The organism is Mycobacterium sp., assembly GCF_032162605.1.
Lineage (GTDB): Bacteria > Actinomycetota > Actinomycetes > Mycobacteriales > Mycobacteriaceae > Mycobacterium.
Genome location: NZ_JAVROT010000456.1, coordinates 1 through 16,022 on the forward strand (window position 1 = coordinate 1; position 16,022 = coordinate 16,022).

Annotated in this window: 12 protein-coding genes and 4 pseudogenes; 7 read left to right on the forward strand and 9 right to left on the reverse strand. The window is 66.4% G+C overall.

Features of this window, described 5'->3' with window-relative positions:
• Positions 1-47 precede the first annotated feature (47 nt).
• Positions 48-107, forward strand: a pseudogene (locus QOI01_RS25475) (hypothetical protein); the annotation flags it as partial.
• Positions 108-131: 24 nt separating this feature from the next.
• Here the strand turns inward: QOI01_RS25475 and QOI01_RS25480 are convergent.
• Positions 132-1,307, reverse strand: coding sequence for an alpha/beta fold hydrolase (locus QOI01_RS25480; protein WP_526385935.1), 1,176 nt, complete (start codon positions 1,305-1,307; stop codon positions 132-134).
• A gap of 229 nt (positions 1,308-1,536) precedes the next feature.
• On the opposite strand from QOI01_RS25480, the gene sthA reads away from it, so the two are divergent.
• Entirely contained in the window at positions 1,537-2,952 is a 1,416-nt protein-coding gene (sthA, locus tag QOI01_RS25485; protein ID WP_526385937.1) for a Si-specific NAD(P)(+) transhydrogenase, read from the forward strand.
• A gap of 226 nt (positions 2,953-3,178) precedes the next feature.
• On the opposite strand, the gene QOI01_RS25490 is transcribed toward sthA, so the two are convergent.
• The 7 genes and pseudogenes from QOI01_RS25490 to QOI01_RS25520 all read right to left on the reverse strand — a co-directional run bounded on the left by QOI01_RS25490 (position 3,179) and on the right by QOI01_RS25520 (position 9,824).
• Positions 3,179-3,619, reverse strand: coding sequence for a cupin domain-containing protein (locus QOI01_RS25490; RefSeq protein ID WP_526385939.1), 441 nt, complete (start codon positions 3,617-3,619; stop codon positions 3,179-3,181).
• 47 nt (positions 3,620-3,666) lie between these two features.
• The gene (locus QOI01_RS25495; RefSeq protein WP_526385940.1) at positions 3,667-4,398 is read right to left on the reverse strand and encodes an SDR family NAD(P)-dependent oxidoreductase; all 732 of its coding nucleotides are present in this window, start codon (positions 4,396-4,398) and stop codon (positions 3,667-3,669) included.
• A gap of 14 nt (positions 4,399-4,412) precedes the next feature.
• Complete coding sequence (locus QOI01_RS25500) at positions 4,413-5,033, reverse strand: RNA polymerase sigma factor (protein ID WP_526385942.1); 621 nt, start codon at positions 5,031-5,033, stop codon at positions 4,413-4,415.
• A 101-nt stretch (positions 5,034-5,134) separates the two neighbouring features.
• Positions 5,135-5,544: pseudogene (locus QOI01_RS25505) on the reverse strand (NAD-dependent epimerase/dehydratase family protein); the annotation flags it as partial.
• Between the two features lie 162 nt (positions 5,545-5,706).
• Positions 5,707-8,487: a helix-turn-helix transcriptional regulator gene (locus tag QOI01_RS25510; RefSeq protein WP_526385944.1), complete on the reverse strand. Its 2,781-nt coding sequence runs from the start codon at positions 8,485-8,487 to the stop codon at positions 5,707-5,709.
• Between the two features lie 78 nt (positions 8,488-8,565).
• Positions 8,566-9,015 (reverse strand): annotated as a pseudogene (locus tag QOI01_RS25515) (nitroreductase family protein); the annotation flags it as partial.
• A 50-nt stretch (positions 9,016-9,065) separates the two neighbouring features.
• Entirely contained in the window at positions 9,066-9,824 is a 759-nt protein-coding gene (locus QOI01_RS25520; protein ID WP_526385946.1) for an SDR family oxidoreductase, read from the reverse strand.
• A 370-nt stretch (positions 9,825-10,194) separates the two neighbouring features.
• On the opposite strand from QOI01_RS25520, the gene QOI01_RS25525 reads away from it, so the two are divergent.
• From QOI01_RS25525 to QOI01_RS25545, 5 genes are all read left to right on the forward strand, one after another.
• Complete coding sequence (locus QOI01_RS25525; RefSeq protein WP_526385956.1) at positions 10,195-10,986, forward strand: metal ABC transporter solute-binding protein, Zn/Mn family; 792 nt, start codon at positions 10,195-10,197, stop codon at positions 10,984-10,986.
• A complete protein-coding gene (locus QOI01_RS25530) occupies positions 10,973-11,761 on the forward strand; it encodes a metal ABC transporter ATP-binding protein (RefSeq protein WP_526385948.1) in 789 nt (262 codons plus the stop codon). The genes QOI01_RS25525 and QOI01_RS25530 overlap by 14 nt, the downstream gene beginning before the upstream one ends.
• Positions 11,758-12,612, forward strand: a complete 855-nt coding sequence (locus tag QOI01_RS25535; RefSeq protein ID WP_526385950.1) for a metal ABC transporter permease — start codon at positions 11,758-11,760, stop codon at positions 12,610-12,612. The genes QOI01_RS25530 and QOI01_RS25535 overlap by 4 nt, the downstream gene beginning before the upstream one ends.
• Positions 12,613-12,639: 27 nt before the next feature.
• Entirely contained in the window at positions 12,640-15,201 is a 2,562-nt protein-coding gene (locus tag QOI01_RS25540; RefSeq protein ID WP_526385952.1) for a DEAD/DEAH box helicase, read from the forward strand.
• 351 nt (positions 15,202-15,552) lie between these two features.
• Positions 15,553-15,801, forward strand: a complete 249-nt coding sequence (locus QOI01_RS25545; RefSeq protein ID WP_526385954.1) for a hypothetical protein — start codon at positions 15,553-15,555, stop codon at positions 15,799-15,801.
• A gap of 16 nt (positions 15,802-15,817) precedes the next feature.
• Here the strand turns inward: QOI01_RS25545 and QOI01_RS25550 are convergent.
• Positions 15,818-16,022 (reverse strand): annotated as a pseudogene (locus tag QOI01_RS25550) (histidine kinase); the annotation flags it as partial.

Genomic DNA, 16,022 nt, shown 5'->3' on the forward strand with positions numbered 1-16,022 from the left:
CCTTGCAGGACGAGTGCCTCATTCACCTGCGCGCGGGCGAGCCGTGCGTGCGATGCGGGAACACCACGATGGTCGCCGCCGGCCGCGGGACCTACGTGTGCGAGACATGCCAGCCGCGCGCGGCGGCGTGCTCAGCCCGTCGCCGCTGGCCGGTAGGGGCGGAAGAACGCGCGCAGCTCCTCCGCGTAGAGCTCGGGCTCCTCGAACGGCGCGAAGTGCCCGCCGCGGGCGGGTTCGGTCACGCGCACGGCGTTGGCCACTCGATCGAGCCATGCCCGCGGTGGACGGGCGATTTCACCGGGAAAGATCGTGAAGCCGGAGGGAACTTCGACCCGGCGGGCGTGCTGTGCGGGTGAGACCGCGCCGTTCGCGTGGTACATGCGCATCGAAGAGCCGATCGTCCCCGTCAGCCAATAAAGCGTGACGTTGGTGAGGATTTCGTCCTTGGTGAAGCGCCGCTCGACGTCGCCGTCGCAGTCACTCCACGCTCGGAGCTTCTCGACGATCCACGCCGCCAGCCCGACCGGCGAGTCGGCGAGCCCGAACGCCGCGGTCTGCGGTTTGGTTCGGTGCATGGCGGCGTAGGCACCCTCGGCGGCGCCCCACGACCTTGCGGCTTCGAGCCACGCCCGCTCCTCTGGCGCAAGATCGGCCGGGTCGCCGTCGAAGACGGGCAGGCCCGCGTCGGTGCGGTGTACGGCCACCACCCGGTCGGCGTGGTCGAGCCCCAGGTAGCGGCTCACGTTGCTGCCGATGTCCCCGCCCGCCGCGCCGAACCGGGCATAACCGAGAACGCCCATGAGCTGGGCCCACAGACCGGCGACCGCGATCGCGTCGAGGGGTGGCCCGGTGGGTCGGTCGGAGTAGCCGTAGCCAGGCATGTCGGGCACCACCACGTCGAAGGCGTCCGCGGGGTCGGCGCCGTGCGCGCCGGGGTCGGTGAGGAGCGGAATGACCTTCGAGTAGCGCCAGAACGAGTCTGGCCAGCCGTGACTGAGAACCAGTGGCAGCATCGGCCCGACCGACGTGGCGGCCCGGGCATGGACGAAGTGGATTCCGAGGCCGCCCAGGGAAACCCGGAAGCGGGGCAGCCGCGCGAGTGCCGCCTCCTGCGCGGGCCAGTCGAACCCGTCGGCCCAGTATGCGACCAATTCGTGGAGGTACGCGAGGTCGGTCCCGAGCGACCACCCGGCGTCCTCGGGTGCGTCCGGCCAACGCGTCGCGCGCAGGCGCGCGCGAAGGTCCTCCAACGCCGCGGGGTCGGTCCGCGGAGTGAACGGCTCGGGGCTGGGCGGAACGTCAGGCACGGGAGAACCCTACGCGCCACCCTCGTCGCGCCGGTCCCGATGACCGTCGAAGAGACGTCGATCCGCTGAAAGCTCTTGGCACGCTGATCCTTTGCCTGACCAATGTAGATCCGTCGATCACCGCCGATCAGTGCCACGTCGTCGGCGACTCTTACGAGGAGTTGACGCCAGTCCCATTTCGCCAAAGCTTCACCTTTGGATCGGGGCGTTTCGGGGAACCCCATGTCGCATGGCATCGGAAGCGGAGTACGACCTGGTGGTGATCGGCTCGGGCCCGGGCGGGCAGAAGGCGGCGGTCGCGGCATCCAAACTGGGCAAGAAGGTCGCGGTGATCGAACGCGGCTGGATGCTCGGCGGGGTGTGCGTCAACACCGGCACGATTCCGTCCAAGACGCTGCGCGAGGCCGTCGTCTACCTCACGGGAATGAATCAACGTGAGCTCTACGGCGCCAGTTACCGCGTCAAGGACAGGATCACGACCGAGGATCTGCACGTCCGAACCGCCCACGTCATCACCAAGGAAGTCGACGTGGTGCGCTCCCAGTTGATGCGCAACAAGATCGATCTCTTCACCGGGCACGGTCGGTTCGTCGATCCGCACACCGTCGTCGTCGAGAACGACGACGACGCCGAGCACACCACCGTCAGCGGCGATCACATCGTCATCGCCACCGGCACCAAGCCCGCGCGTCCCGACGGCATCGAGTTCGACGACGAACGCGTGCTGGACTCCGACGGCATCCTCGGTCTGAAGAAGGTCCCTTCATCGATGGTCGTGGTCGGAGCGGGAGTGATCGGCATCGAGTACGCGTCGATCTTCGCTGCCCTCGGCACGAAGGTGACCGTGGTGGAGAAGCGAGAGTCCATGCTCGACTTCTGTGACGCCGAGATCGTCGAGGCGCTCCGGTTTCACCTCAGGGAGTCGGCGGTCACGTTCCGGTTCGGCGAGGAAGTCACCGGCGTGGAGATCGGCTCGACGACAACGCTGACCACGCTGGCAAGCGGCAAGCGCGTCGCCGCCGACACGGTCATGTATTCGGCTGGGCGGCAAGGGCTTACAGCGGGCCTGGACCTCGATTCGGCGGGCCTGGAAACGGATCGTCGCGGCCGTCTCGTGGTCGACCAGCAGTTCCGCACGAGTGTCGAGCACATCTTCGCGGTGGGTGACGTCATCGGCTTTCCTGCGTTGGCGGCGACGTCGATGGACCAGGGGCGACTGGCCGCCTATCACGCCTTCGGAGAACCGGCGAACGACATGACCGCTCTGCAGCCCATCGGCATCTACACGATCCCCGAGGTCTCCTACGTAGGCGCCACCGAAGCCGAACTCACCAAGGACGCCGTGCCCTACGAGTTCGGCGTGTCCCGGTACCGCGAACTGGCGCGCGGCCAGATCGCAGGCGATTCCCACGGCATGCTCAAACTGCTGGTGTCCACCGACGACCGCAAGCTGCTCGGCGTGCACATCTTCGGCAGCAATGCCACCGAGCTGGTGCACATCGGCCAGGCCGTCATGGGCTGCGGGGGCACGGTCGACTACCTCGTCGACGCGGTGTTCAACTATCCGACGTTCTCGGAGGCCTACAAGACCGCCGCTCTCGACGTGACGAACAAGCTGCGGGAAGTGAACGAGTTCCAGCCCTGACGGGCACAAATTTACCGGAGCTCCGGCGCCACGACGGGGATCTCCCGGTCGCCGGCCTCGGCGCGGAGGCCCGCGAAGCCCGGCCAGGCTGGCTCGGGCATTGGGGCTGGGTGCGTACACGACGGTCATGTCGGTTGCGGACGTAGTACTTGAAGACCGCCAAACGGGTCGGGTCAGCCTTGATCTGCGTGCCGGGCGGCTCGGAGACGAACGGGGACATCGGAACTCACTCCTGCCCACTGGGTTTCGGCGTGGACGATTCGGCCGGGATTCGCAGGTGCTTGCGTGTCGCAAGTTCTTCCTCGTCGACGAGGGTGAGCATGGGTTGGCCAGGGACGCAGAGCATCGTGACGACGAAACGGCTAGGGATGTCATCGCGGTTGTTGCCATCCGAGTAGTGAATGACGTCGCCGCCGGGTTCCCAGAACGCTTCGCCGGCATGAATGACGCGCGGCGGCTGCCCTTCGAGTTCGAAGAGCATTTCGCCTTCCAGCATGTAGCCGAACGCCGGGCCGCTGGGGTGCCGGTGTGGCGGTGCGCCCGCATTGCCCGGCGGGTAATTGATCACAACGGTCATGGCTTCGGCGCCCTCCGGGATGAAAGGCGGCCGCACTTCCTGCACGACGGTGAACGCGTTCTCCCATGCGGCATCGTATGTCTTCGACATCGGTCATTCCTCCTTGGTTGTAGTTCTCAGATGGCGTCAGATTGGCTTCAGATAGCGGTGCCGCCACCGTCGGCGTGCAGTGTTGAGCCCGTGATGAAACTGGACCGTGGTGAGGCCAGAAAGAGCACCGCGTGGGCGATCTCCTCGGGCTCGGCGGTGCGGCCCAATGGGAGTGCACGGCCGAGTTCCTCGTTGGTGTCACCCCATTCGGCCAGGACGCCTTCGGTTCTGGTGGGGCCGGGGGCGACGCTGTTGACCCGAATCCCGCGCGGGCCGAACTCGGCCGCCCAGGTGCGGGTGAGCGATTCCACGGCGGCCTTGGACGCGCTGTAGGCAGACGCGCCGGGAACGCCCTTGGAGGCGACCATCGTGGTGACGTTGACGATGCTGCCACGTCCTCGCTCAAGCATCCCCCGCACCAGTCCGGCGGCCAGGAAGTAGGTGCCGCGGACGTTGGTGTCGAACGTCTTCTCGAACGACTCGAGGTCCTGGTCGACGGTGACTGCCGCCGGGAAGCTGGCAGCGTTGTTGACCAGAATGTCGACGTCGCCGACTTGCCGTACAAGCGATTTCACCGAATCGATGTCCGACAGATCAGCTTGGACGAAGCGCGCGGTCCCGTTGATCGCCGCAGCCGCGGCCTTCCCGCGCGACACGTCTCGACCGGTGAGGATGACCGAGGCGCCTTCATCTGCGAGCAGGTGGGCGCACGCCAGGCCGATGCCTGCGGTTCCACCGGTGATCAACGCCGCCTGGCCGGTCAAGTCCTTCGTATCCATTGCACACATCTCCTTTACGCGACGCGCTGTTCGACCGCGGCGAAGTCGCCTCGGCTGGGGGCCAGGTGAGCCAGTGCGACGCGCAGCCGTTGCCGGCTACGTGACACCCTCGACATCACGGTTCCCACCGGGATGCCGAGAATCTCGGCGGTTTCCGCGTACGTGTATCCCTGCACGTCGGCGTAGTACACCACGGCCCGAAAGCCGTCCGGCAAGGCGTCCATCGCGGCCTTGATACCGTAGTCCGGCAACGCATCCAGTACTTCTGCCTCCGCGGAGCGTTGGGCCGCCGGCAGTCGCGCGGCGCCATCGGCGATGTCCCGCTCGGTGACATCGTCTACCGAAACCTCAGACGGACGCCGCTGCTTGAAGCGGTGTGTGCTCACCCACCGGTTGTAGAGAATCCGGAAGAGCCACGCCCTGAGGTTGCTGCCTTCCTGGAAGGTGTGAAAGCCCGCATATGCGTGCAGCAGTGCGTCCTGCAGCAGATCCTCGGCGTCGGCGTCGTTGTGGGTCAGTCGCCGCGCCCCACGCGAAAGGACGTCGAACAGGGGCTCCGCTTCACGGGCGAAGCGGGCGGCGAGATCTCCGTCCGACCCGGACGTGTTGCGTACGGAAGTCTTCGTTGAAGTCATGTCAATCTCCTTGGTTGCGTTACGCCGAGGTGTTATCGGACCGGCGCGGGCGCGTTGTCGACGAGCCAGTCCGTGAAGCGGGTCGGGAACACCGTCGCCGCGGCGGTACGGGCAACGGCGGTCGCGACGTCATCGGCGGCCATCGGCTGGCCGGGCGCGGACGAAACCCGCACGGTGTCACCGTCGGTCGCCGAATCTGCGATGCGCCCGACGAACTCGTAGAATTGGGTCGCGCGCACGATCGAGAAGGGGATGGCCGACTCCGCTGCGTTGAGCAGGTTGCGCGTGCCGGTGCCGAAGAACTCCAACGCGGGCCCATCCTGGAAGGACGGGGAATTGCGACGTCGACCACGACCTGTGCACCGGTCAGTACCTCGTCCAGACCCTTGCCGGTGAGGGTGTTGACACCCGATGCCGGCGAAGCCGCGACGGCCTCGTGAGCGTGCTCGGTGAGCTTGGCCACCACCTTCGAGCCGATGAACCCGGTGCCGCCGATGACGACTACCTTCACGATGAACCTCCGGTTGCGTTCGTCCTGTGAGAGCCCGTCGTGGGCTGTCGAGATCAGACTCGCGGCTGCGAAGACGAAGAGAACCCTTGGAAGTCCGTGGTCCGTAGTCCGTAGTGACGGACGGAGTTAGTGGTTCAGGGCGCGGTTGCCGCGTTGCCGGCTTCAGCTCGCCCAGGACACGGTGCGCAACTGCCTGCGCGAGGTGATGCCGAACTTGACGAACACCTTCCGCAGGTGCCATTCCACCGTGTGCGTGCTGATGAACAGCTGCGCACCGATCTCAGGATTCGTCAGGCCGTCTGCGGCCAGCCGGGCAATCTGGGTTTCCTGGGCGGTCAACTCGTCGCCGGACCCGACCTTCTGTTTGCGCACCTTCTCACCGGTCGCGGCCAGCTCACGGCGGGCGCGCTCAGCGAAACCTTGCGCGCCCATGGTGGTGAACGTGTCGTATGCGGTGTTGAGTTGCTGGCGGGCATCCAGACGGCGATTCACCCGCCGCAGCCATTCGCCATACGACAACCGGGCGCGCGTCAAGTGCAGCACGATGTTCGCGCGTTCGAGCCGGCCAATGGCCTCCGTGAAGTAGCCTTCGGCGTGCTCGTTGGAAGCGAGAAGTGCTCGCGCGCTTGCCACCGCACCCAGCCCCCAGTCGTTTCCACTGGCGCCCGCCCGCTCCTCGAACCGCGGCAGGGCCGCGGCGGCGGATTCCAGGTCACCGATGTGTGCCGCGGCTTCGATGAACTCGAACAGGCACCAGCTGTGAAACCCTAGGTCCTCGTACACACAGCCGTCACGGGCGGCCGCGAATGCCTCCTCGTACCGACCGAGGCCGTTGTAGAGGACGGCGGTGGCGAATTTGCTCAGGCCAATCAGTCTGCCTTCGCCCCTGGCGGTGCCGTCCGACGCAGCCGCCTCGATCAGGCCCACCGCGTCCGCAGGTACCCCCCGCCAGGCGGCGAGATTCAGCGAGTGATACTTCACCGGCGTGAATCCCATTGACGCGGTGATTGCGTTGGCCTCTTCGATAAGTCTTGCCGCCGTGTTCAATTCGCCCCGGTAGGCATGAACGCCGGCCCGATAGCCGAGCGCTGGTGGAATCACCGCCAGCGCACCGGTGTCACGTGCACACCGCAGCGTGTCGGTGGCGATCTGCTGTAAGACCGCATCGTCCCAGAGTTCGTGCGCGGCGGACTCTTGCGCTATCGGGAACGGCCAAACCACGGATCGGCGGTCGTCGTTTTGCGCGTAGTCGGTCCAGCACTCCAATGCGGAGCGTAGGTGGTCGGAACCGGCGCCGGGGCCATCCAGGATCCGACTCGCCATCCCGCTCAACAGGAAGTCGATCGGACGCCGCAGTTCTGGCACCCGACTGACGGCGACGCGGGCGGCGTTGGCGATCTCCGCGAGTCTGCCGGGTTCCCCGAGCCGACCCGCGTACATCGCAGCGGTGAGCGCCTCGAGGTAGGTCTCTAGTGCCAGGTTGTCGTCGAGGCCGTCGAGTCCCTTGGCGGCCCTGAGCAGTTGCGCTGCGGCTTCACTCGTCGTGAGCGCACCTGTTTCACCACCACGGCTGCGTACGAATTCCATCTGTGCGCGCATCCGGGCGACCTGGGCCTGCTGACGCGCGGACAGCGGTCCCAATTCGGCTATCGCGAGAAGCTGGTAGGCCGCGTCAGGCGCCGCCGCATCCCGCTTCGCCTGCGCGGCGGCAATCGCCCTGGCTCCCCGCAGGGTCGGGTCAGACGTCAGCACTGCCGCGCGTTCCAGGAAGGTGGCTGCGGCGGCCACACCGCCCCTGCTCTGGGCCCGGCCCGCTGAGGTTTCCAACTCGGCGGCCACCGCATTGTCTGGTCCTGCCGCGGCGTTGGCGGCATGCCAGGCCCGACGATCGGGATCGAGGTCGGCGTCAGTCGCCTCCGCCAAGGCGAGGTGCACCGCGCGGCGTTCGGTCAGTTCCGCCGCAAGGTAGGCCGCCGAACGCGCCAACGGATGGTGAAAGCGCATCCGCGGACCGAACTCGATCACTCCGGCGGCCTCTGCCGGCGCAAGTGCGTCGACTGGAATTCCCAGCCGGGCTGCCGCTCGCAGAAATAACGCGGAGTCGCCCACGGGCTCGGCAGCGGCGACAAGCAGTAGCTGTCGGGTCGAGTCAGGCAGGGACTGAATACGGTGCACAAAGCTTTCCTCGATCTGTCCCGCCGAGGGTCGCGCGCCGGAGGTCCAGAACCCACCGGCCAGTTCCGCCGAGGTGACATTTCGGGGCACCTCAAGCAGGGCCAGCGGAATCCCGCGTGTCTCCGCGACGATTCGGTCCCGCACTCTCGGGTCGATCCCGCTCACCATCACTGATTCCAGCAACTCGCGGGCGTCGCCGTCAGACAGGCCTGTGATCACGAGCTCTGGTAGACCGGCCAATATGTCGGGGGCGTCGCGTACTGCGAACACCAGCGCGACCGGCTCGGCCATCAAGCGGCGCGCGACGAAACCGAGGGTCTGCACCGACACCTGGTCGAGCCACTGCGCGTCGTCGATGACACACAGCAGGGGTTGCGCACGAGCAGCTGCAGACATCAGGCTCAATACGGCCAACCCGACCAGGAATCGGTCCGGGGTCGCTCCGACTCCACGCCCGAAAGCCACATTCAGCGCCTCGCGCTGTGGTTCGGGCAGCTCGTCAAGATGCCCGTCCAGCGGCGCACACAGCTGTTGCAGGCCGGCGAAGGCCAGTTCCATATCGGATTCGACGCCTGCCACCTGGGTCGAGCGGAATCCGGACGCCAGCTCCGAGGTGTACCCAAGCAGTGCGGTCTTGCCGACACCCGCTTCTCCGCGCAACACCAGCACCTGGTAGCTACCCGATCGGACGGTCGACATCAGACTTTGAAGGGTCTTGCATTCGGTAGCGCGACCGCGCAGGCTTTGCCGCCGACCCTGGCTCGACATGAAGAACTCCCTAAACGACCCCACGCGATTCTAGCCAGTGGCGCGATGGCCTTCGGTTCGGGAGTTGCCATTTGGGGGTCAGCCGACGTACGTGACCGTCTCGTCGAGCGGGGCCCGGCCCGTGCGCGCGTATTCCACCGCGACGTCCTCGAACCCGATCGACGTACCGGAGAAGACCATCAGCTCGTCCGGGGTGACCGACTTCCGCGACAGTCCTGCGAACCTTCGCCCATGCCATCTGCGGGCAACTGTGCAGCCCTTCGGCAGGGTGCACCGAAGCAGTCCCAGTTCGCAATGGCCGCACGCTGGCGGGCCCCAGGCCATCGCGCTCGATGCCAAGTGCACCGTAGCGCTGTTCGGCGAAGTCGAATCGCCGCGGTCGGTACGGAAAACCCATTGCGGGCGGATACATCTCGTACTCCCGCTCGTCCCACGGGTCAGCGGCCAACACGCTTCCGGCTGCCCTTCCCATCTCGCACCTGCCAAGGGCCCGCCGTGACACAGGCTTCGGAACCACGGGTGAAGGTGTGGCCGAGGATTCTCGTTTTATGAATTGTGGTGGTGCCGAATCGGTTCGATCACGCCCTGGCCGCGCTTTCGAGGATCCAGTCCTCGAAGGCGGTATCGAAGAGGATCACACCATCCCCGGGAAGGAGTGTGCGCTCGTCGATCTCGACCCCCCAGTACCGTGCGGCGGGGTCGGCGATGATCTGGCGACCATCGCCGCGGGCAGTCAGGGCGGTCCGAATCAGATCGGGAAGATGGAATTGCACCGGTCCAGCCACTTCGGTGATGCCGTTGAGCGGGTCACCGACGGCGGCAATGGCGGCCGCAAGAGCAACGTCGCTGGATGCCATCGGCTGGATGAGCGCCGAGGGCAGTCGCACCTCGTCGTCCACGGTCGCGGAATCGGCAATGGTCTTGAGGAACTCGAAGAACTGCGTCGCATGCAGGATGGAGTAGGGAATTCGGCCCGCGCTGATGAGCTTCTCCTGGGCCAGCTTCGCCCGGAAGTATCCGCTCCCAGCGGCCAGCAGATCGGTCCCCACTACGGACAGCGCAATGTGGTGGTCGACACCGGCTTCGGCCTCGGCCGCGAGCAGGTTCGCGGTGGACCTGGTGAAGAACTCCATCGCCGCGGCCTCGCTGAACGATGGCGAGTTCGACACGTCGACGACTACTGCGGCCCCGTTCAGAATGTCGGAGAGGCCGTCGCCGGTGAGCGTGTTCACGCCGGTGGAGGGAGCCGCGGCGACGGCGTCGTGACCGTGATCGGTCAAAACGTGCACCAACTTTGACCCGACCAAGCCGGTTCCCCCAATGACGACGATCCTCATGATGAGCCTTCCCTGCTCGTTCCGACAGCTCCTTGCCCGCCAGAACGGACGGACTGCCGCGGATTCATCCGAACGCCGGAAACTCATCGAAAAACGGTGGAGAACCGACCGACATGCATGCCCTGAAACGACGGACCACGCCCTGGTCTTGTTGCCGATTGGGTCGGGATCGGCCCCGGATTCGCGCAGCCTATTGGAAACGATTATCGTTTCAGGCATGATCCTGACTTCCCGGCACCTCGCCGCGTCGGCTGCCATCGCACTCACCTGGGGCGTGGTTGCCTGTGGCTCCGAGCAACCCGATCAGTCGCAGCCGGCCGCTGGCGGCACCGCAACCGCCGAACCGTGTCCGACCGCCCCAATCGACGTCGTGGTCAGCGTCGATCAGTGGGGCGACATCGTCTCCGAGCTCGGCGGCGCGTGCACGAAGGTCAAGACGGTGCTGGCCAGTTCATCGGTCGATCCGCACGCCTATGAGCCCTCGCCGGCGGATGCCGTGGCGTTCGCAGGCGCCAAACTGATCGTGCTCAACGGCGCTGACTACGACCACTGGGCGGCAGACCTCGCGGCCACGTCGGCGCCGGCCGCACCGGTCGTCGACGCAGCCAAGGTCACCAACACACCGGAGGGCGCCAACCCGCACCTGTGGTACCGCCCGACCGCCGTGAACGCCGTATCCGACGCCGTGGCGGCGGAGTTGAGCAAGCTCGATCCGCAGTCGGCAAGCTATTTCGCTGGACGACGCTCGGCATTCACCACGGCGTTGAATCCGTACACCGGCCTGATCGACGAGATCAAGGCCGGAGCTTCGGGCAAGTCCTACGCGGCCACCGAGAGCGTCTTCGACTATCAGGCGCAGGCACTCGGACTGGTCGACAGGACGCCGAACGGATACCAGCAGGCGGCGGCCAACGAGTCGGAGCCGTCGCCGGCCGACATCGAAGCCTTCCGGAGTGCTCTGGCCGAGCACCAGGTCGACGTGCTGATCTACAACACGCAAACCGAGGGATCGATCCCCGCGCAGATTCGCTCGGCGGCCGAGCAGGCCGGGGTGCCCGTCGTGGAGGTCACCGAGACGATTCCGCCCGGGCAGGACTCCTTCGTGGGCTGGCAGGACGCCCAGCTGAGCGCACTCGCCAAGGCGCTCGGTGTCAACGCCTGATCCGGTGGCGACGCGCCTGGCGCTGGAGTTCGACGACGTCAGCGCGATTCGCGGCGGTCGCCTGATCTGGTCGCAGGCCTCGTTCGACGTGCCCGCAGGCGGCATCGTCGCGGTCATCGGTTCCAACGGCGCAGGCAAGACGACGCTGCTGCAGATGATTCTCGGTCTGCTGCCCGCGGCGTCGGGGCAGCTTCGGGTCTTCGGCCGGCGTCCCGGCGAGGACAACGAACGCATTGGCTACGTTCCTCAGCACTACGCCGCCAGCGCCGGGGGGGCGATTCGCGCGATCGATGCGGTGCTGCTGGGCCTGACCGGCCGGCTCTGGACGTGGGGTCGTGCTACGGCGGCGCAACGCCAACGGGTCGCCGACACGTTGGCGGCGGTGGAAGCGACCGACTTCGCAGGCACGCGGTTGTCGATGCTCTCCGGGGGACAACGTCAAAGGGTGGCGATCGCCGAGGCATTGGTCGGGCGGCCTCACCTGTTGATCCTCGACGAACCATTGGCCTCGCTGGATCTGCGCAGTCAGCGCGAGATGGTCTTGCTGCTCGAGCGCTTGCACCGCGAACTGGCGGTGACCATCCTCGTCGTCGCCCATGACCTGAACCCCCTGCTGCCGATCCTCGACAGCGCGATCTATCTCCTCGACGAACACGCCCACTACGCACCCATCGCCACCGTGGTCGACGATGCGTTGCTCACCCACCTGTACGGCACGCCGGTTCGCGTCGCGCACACCCCTCAGGGCGAGCTCTACATGAGGAGCGTTCTGTGACAGCCCATTTGGTGGCACTGGGCTATCAGCACAACTGGTGGCAGATTCTCACGTCGCCGTTCATGCGCAACGCCGTGATCGGCGGAACCATAGTCGCGCTGGCCGCAGGGCTGATCGGTTACTTCATCGTCGTGCGGCGCACCGCATTCGCGGCGCACGCCCTCGCCCACATCGGACTACCCGGCGCCACCGGCGCGGTCCTCCTGGGGGTTCCACCCGTGCTTGGTCTCGGCGTGTTCTGCGTCGGTGGCGCTCTCGTGATCGGCGCGCTGGGCAAACGTGCTGCCGACCGCGACGTGGTCACCGGAACCATCCTGGCCTTCGCCACCGGTCTTGGCCTGTTCTTCAATTCACTGGCCACCAAGAATTCGAACACGATGACCAACGTCCTGTTCGGCAATCTGCTGGCGATCTCGAAGGACCAACTCCTCACCTTCACGGCTCTCCTCGCGCTGCTGGCGCTGAGCATCGCCGTGATGTACCGCCCACTGCTGTACGCCTCGATCAATGCTCCGGTCGCCGAAGCCAAGGGGTTGCCCGTCCGCACCTTGTCGATCTTCTTCATGGTGTTGCTCGCGCTGGCCGTGACGATGGCGGTCCAAGCGGTTGGCACACTGCTTCTGTTCGCACTGGTGATCACACCGGCCGCGACGGCGATCATGCTCACGCCACGGCCGGTTCTGGCGATGGCGATCTCCACGTTTCTCAGTGTCGCGTCGGTATGGATCGGCCTGGGCGCGTCGGCGATGTTCAACCTGCCACCGAGCTTCCTGGTCGTGACGATCGTCTGCGCCATCTGGCTGGTGGTGTGGCTGGCCGACCGGCGAGGCGCACCCCCAACAGGAACGTAATGCCCGTCAGGCACGCTGTACCTCACGATGTCCCGCCCACTTGCCGCCACTCCCGCCCTGCTCGACGACCCGAGCGACCTGTCCGTCCTGCGGGCCAAGGGCGCCGATGCCGACGAGCTGTTCACCTCCTTCGCCGCATGGGCCGAGGCGAGCGGCACCGTGTTGTACCCGGCACAGGAGGAGGCGCTGATCGAGCTCCTCAGCGGCGCGAACGTCATCCTGGCGACACCGACCGGTTCGGGTAAGTCGCTGGTCGCCACCGGTGCGCTGTACGCGGCGCTGGCGGCGGGGCGCCGCAGCTACTACACCGCGCCGATCAAGGCCCTCGTCAGCGAGAAGTTCTTCGCCCTGTGCGACGTATTCGGCGCGGCCAACGTCGGCATGCTGACCGGCGACGCCTCGGTCAACGCAGGGGCGCCGATCATCGCCTGCACCGCGGAGGTGCTCGCCAATATCGCGCTGCGCGAGGGCGGCCAGTCGGAATCGGCCGCCGATCTTCTCGTCGTGATGGACGAGTTCCACTTCTACGGCGACCCCGACCGCGGCTGGGCCTGGCAGGTGCCCCTCCTGGAATTGCCGAACGCCCAATTCCTCTTGATGTCCGCCACACTCGGTGACGTCACGTTCTTCCGCGAGGACATCACCCGACGCACCGGGAGGCCGACGGTGGTGGTCGCCAACGCCGAGCGCCCGGTTCCGCTGCACTACTACTACGCGACCACGCCGATGCACGAGACGATCCAGGAGCTGCTCGACACGAGGCAGGCGCCGATCTACGTCGTCCACTTCACGCAGGCCTCGGCGTTGGAGCGGGCGCAGGCGCTGATGAGCGTCAACTTCAGCACCAAGGAGGAGAAGGCTGCAATCGCCGCAAATATTGGCCGCTTCCGCTTTTCTACGGCCTTTGGTTCAACGCTGTCGCGACTGGTCCGGCACGGCATCGGTGTTCACCACGCCGGTATGCTGCCCAAGTACCGGCGGCTGGTGGAACAGCTCGCCCAGGCCGGCCTGCTCAAGGTCATCTGCGGCACAGACACCCTCGGCGTCGGCATCAACGTACCGATCCGGACCGTCGTCTTCTCGGCTCTGTCGAAGTACGACGGCGTTCGCACCCGGCTGCTGCAAGCCCGCGAGTTCCACCAGATCGCCGGGCGGGCGGGGCGGGCCGGCTACGACACCGCGGGCACCGTGGTCGTGCAGGCGCCCGACCACGAGGTGGAGAACCTCAAACAATTCGCCAAGGTCGCCGATGATCCGAAGAAGCGCCGAAAGCTGGTGCGCCGCAAGGTGCCCGAGGGAATGGTGCCGTGGAGCGAGTCGACCATGACCCGGCTGGTCGAGGCCACCCCCGAACCGCTGACGAGCAACATGCGGGTGTCGACCTCGATGATCCTCGACGTGGTCGACCGTCCCGGTGACCCGTTCGTCGCGATGCGCCGCTTGCTCACCGACAACCACGAGCCGCGCAAGCGCCAGCTACAGCACATCCGCGAGGCCGTCGGCATCGCCCGCTCGCTGCTGCAGGCCGGTGTCCTGGAGCACCTCGCCGAACCCGAGACCGACGGCAGGCGCTACCGGCTGACCGTCGACCTGCCGCCCGACTTCGCACTCAACCAACCGCTGTCGACGTTCGCGCTCGCCGCGATCGACGTTCTCGACCCGGCGTCGGAAACCTATGCGCTGGACGTCGTTTCGGTGATCGAGGCGACACTCGAAGATCCTCGGCAGATCCTGGCCGCGCAGCTGAACAAGGCCAAGGGCGAGGCCGTCGCCCAGATGAAGGCGGAGGGCATCGAGTACGACCAACGGATGGAACTGCTGGACGACGTCACGTATCCCAAGCCGCTCGTAGATTTGCTGGGCTACGCCTTCGAGACGTACCTGCAGAGCAACCCGTGGGCGGCCGACGGCCGGCTCTCACCGAAGTCGATCGTGCGCGAGATGTGGGAGCGGGCGTTCGGATTCCGGGAGTTCATCAACACCTACGGGCTGGTCCGCTCCGAGGGCGCCGTGCTGCGCTACCTGTCCGACGCCTTCAAGGCGCTGCGCTCGGGAGTGCCCGCCGCCGCGCGGACCGAGGACGTCACCGACATCGTCGAGTGGCTTGGCGAGTTGGTGCGCCAGGTCGACTCGAGCCTGCTCGACGAGTGGGAGCAGCTCACGAACCCGGATCACCCGCTGGACGCGCCCGTGACCATCCCGGCGCGGCCGCGCCCGCTGACGGGCAACGAGCGCGCGTTCACCGCGATGGTCCGCAACGCGCTGTTCCGGCGGGTCGAGCTGTTCGCACGCCGCCGCTCATACGACCTCGGCCTGCTGGACGCGGACTCGGGGTGGACGTCCGAGCGCTGGGCGGAGGTCGTCGGCGCGTACTTCGCCGAGCACGACGAGGTGTACACGGGCGCCGACGCGAGGGGCCCAGCCATGCTGATCATCGACCGGCGGCCCGGCCTCTGGCGGGTGCGACAAGTGTTGGATGACCCTGCCGGCGACCATGATTGGGGCTTCGACGTCGAGGTGGACCTGGAGGCCTCCGACGAGGAGGGGGCGGCGGTGCTGCGCCTGGTCGACGTCGGGCGGCAGGGCTAGCGTTCTCGCGTCACGCCAGGGGGTGCGGACTCCGAGTACCGGCTGCGCGGCGATCATAAGCGAACCGCCCGACACCGGACGGCGAACACCGGCCGCACGGTGTGTACGCGTTTCTAGCGCAACCTTTGCGGACGCCTCCGTGTTACGTGACCTGTCATCGGGATGTTGACGTGGTATTTGTCATGCAGTTCGCCACATTCGAGTCGTACGTCCGTATCAAGCTCGACCGTTCCGTCGTCGATAACGCTCTCAGAGATGCACTCGGGAATGCCGCGACCACTCATTCGACAACGCGAACCTCCATCATGCGACCATCGTCGGGTACCGCGACAACAACACCATTTCGACCAGGTGAGCAGCAACAACGCCGACGTGCTGATCACCGATGCGAGCGAAATTCGTTGGCAGATCAAACAGAACCCCCTACTGTGCGGGTCGAGCATCGATCATCCGTTCACCTTCGAGCAGAAGGCCTATCTGATCCCTCGGACCGATTCGGCCCTTCAGCAATGGGTCAACGAGTGGCGCAACATCGCGCAACACGACGGCACCTACGCGAGCATCGCCCAGAAATGGCTGGGTGATGTCGGTCAGTCCTAGCCGTACCCTCGCCTCGCTAGGCAGACGTTGGAAGCTCGACGACGAGGGTCGTCCCCGAGGCCGGGCTGTTCACCGACATTGTGCCGCCCAGTGCATCCACCCGATCTCGCAGGCCGAAAAGTCCTGACCCCCGGGACAAATCGGCTCCGCCAACGCCATCGTCGGACACCGAGACGCGGATGATTCCATCGGTTTCATCCACCTCGACGACCGCCTGTGAT

Coding starts and splice junctions, on each gene's coding strand:
- QOI01_RS25510 (WP_526385944.1), bottom strand. CDS start 8,487: ATGTCGAGCCAGGGTCGGCGGCAAAGCCTGCGCGGTCGCGCTACCGAA.
- QOI01_RS25495 (WP_526385940.1), bottom strand. CDS start 4,398: ATGGATACGAAGGACTTGACCGGCCAGGCGGCGTTGATCACCGGTGGA.
- QOI01_RS25490 (WP_526385939.1), bottom strand. CDS start 3,619: ATGTCGAAGACATACGATGCCGCATGGGAGAACGCGTTCACCGTCGTG.
- QOI01_RS25500 (WP_526385942.1), bottom strand. CDS start 5,033: ATGACTTCAACGAAGACTTCCGTACGCAACACGTCCGGGTCGGACGGA.
- QOI01_RS25540 (WP_526385952.1), top strand. CDS start 12,640: ATGTCCCGCCCACTTGCCGCCACTCCCGCCCTGCTCGACGACCCGAGC.
- QOI01_RS25520 (WP_526385946.1), bottom strand. CDS start 9,824: ATGAGGATCGTCGTCATTGGGGGAACCGGCTTGGTCGGGTCAAAGTTG.
- sthA (WP_526385937.1), top strand. CDS start 1,537: ATGGCATCGGAAGCGGAGTACGACCTGGTGGTGATCGGCTCGGGCCCG.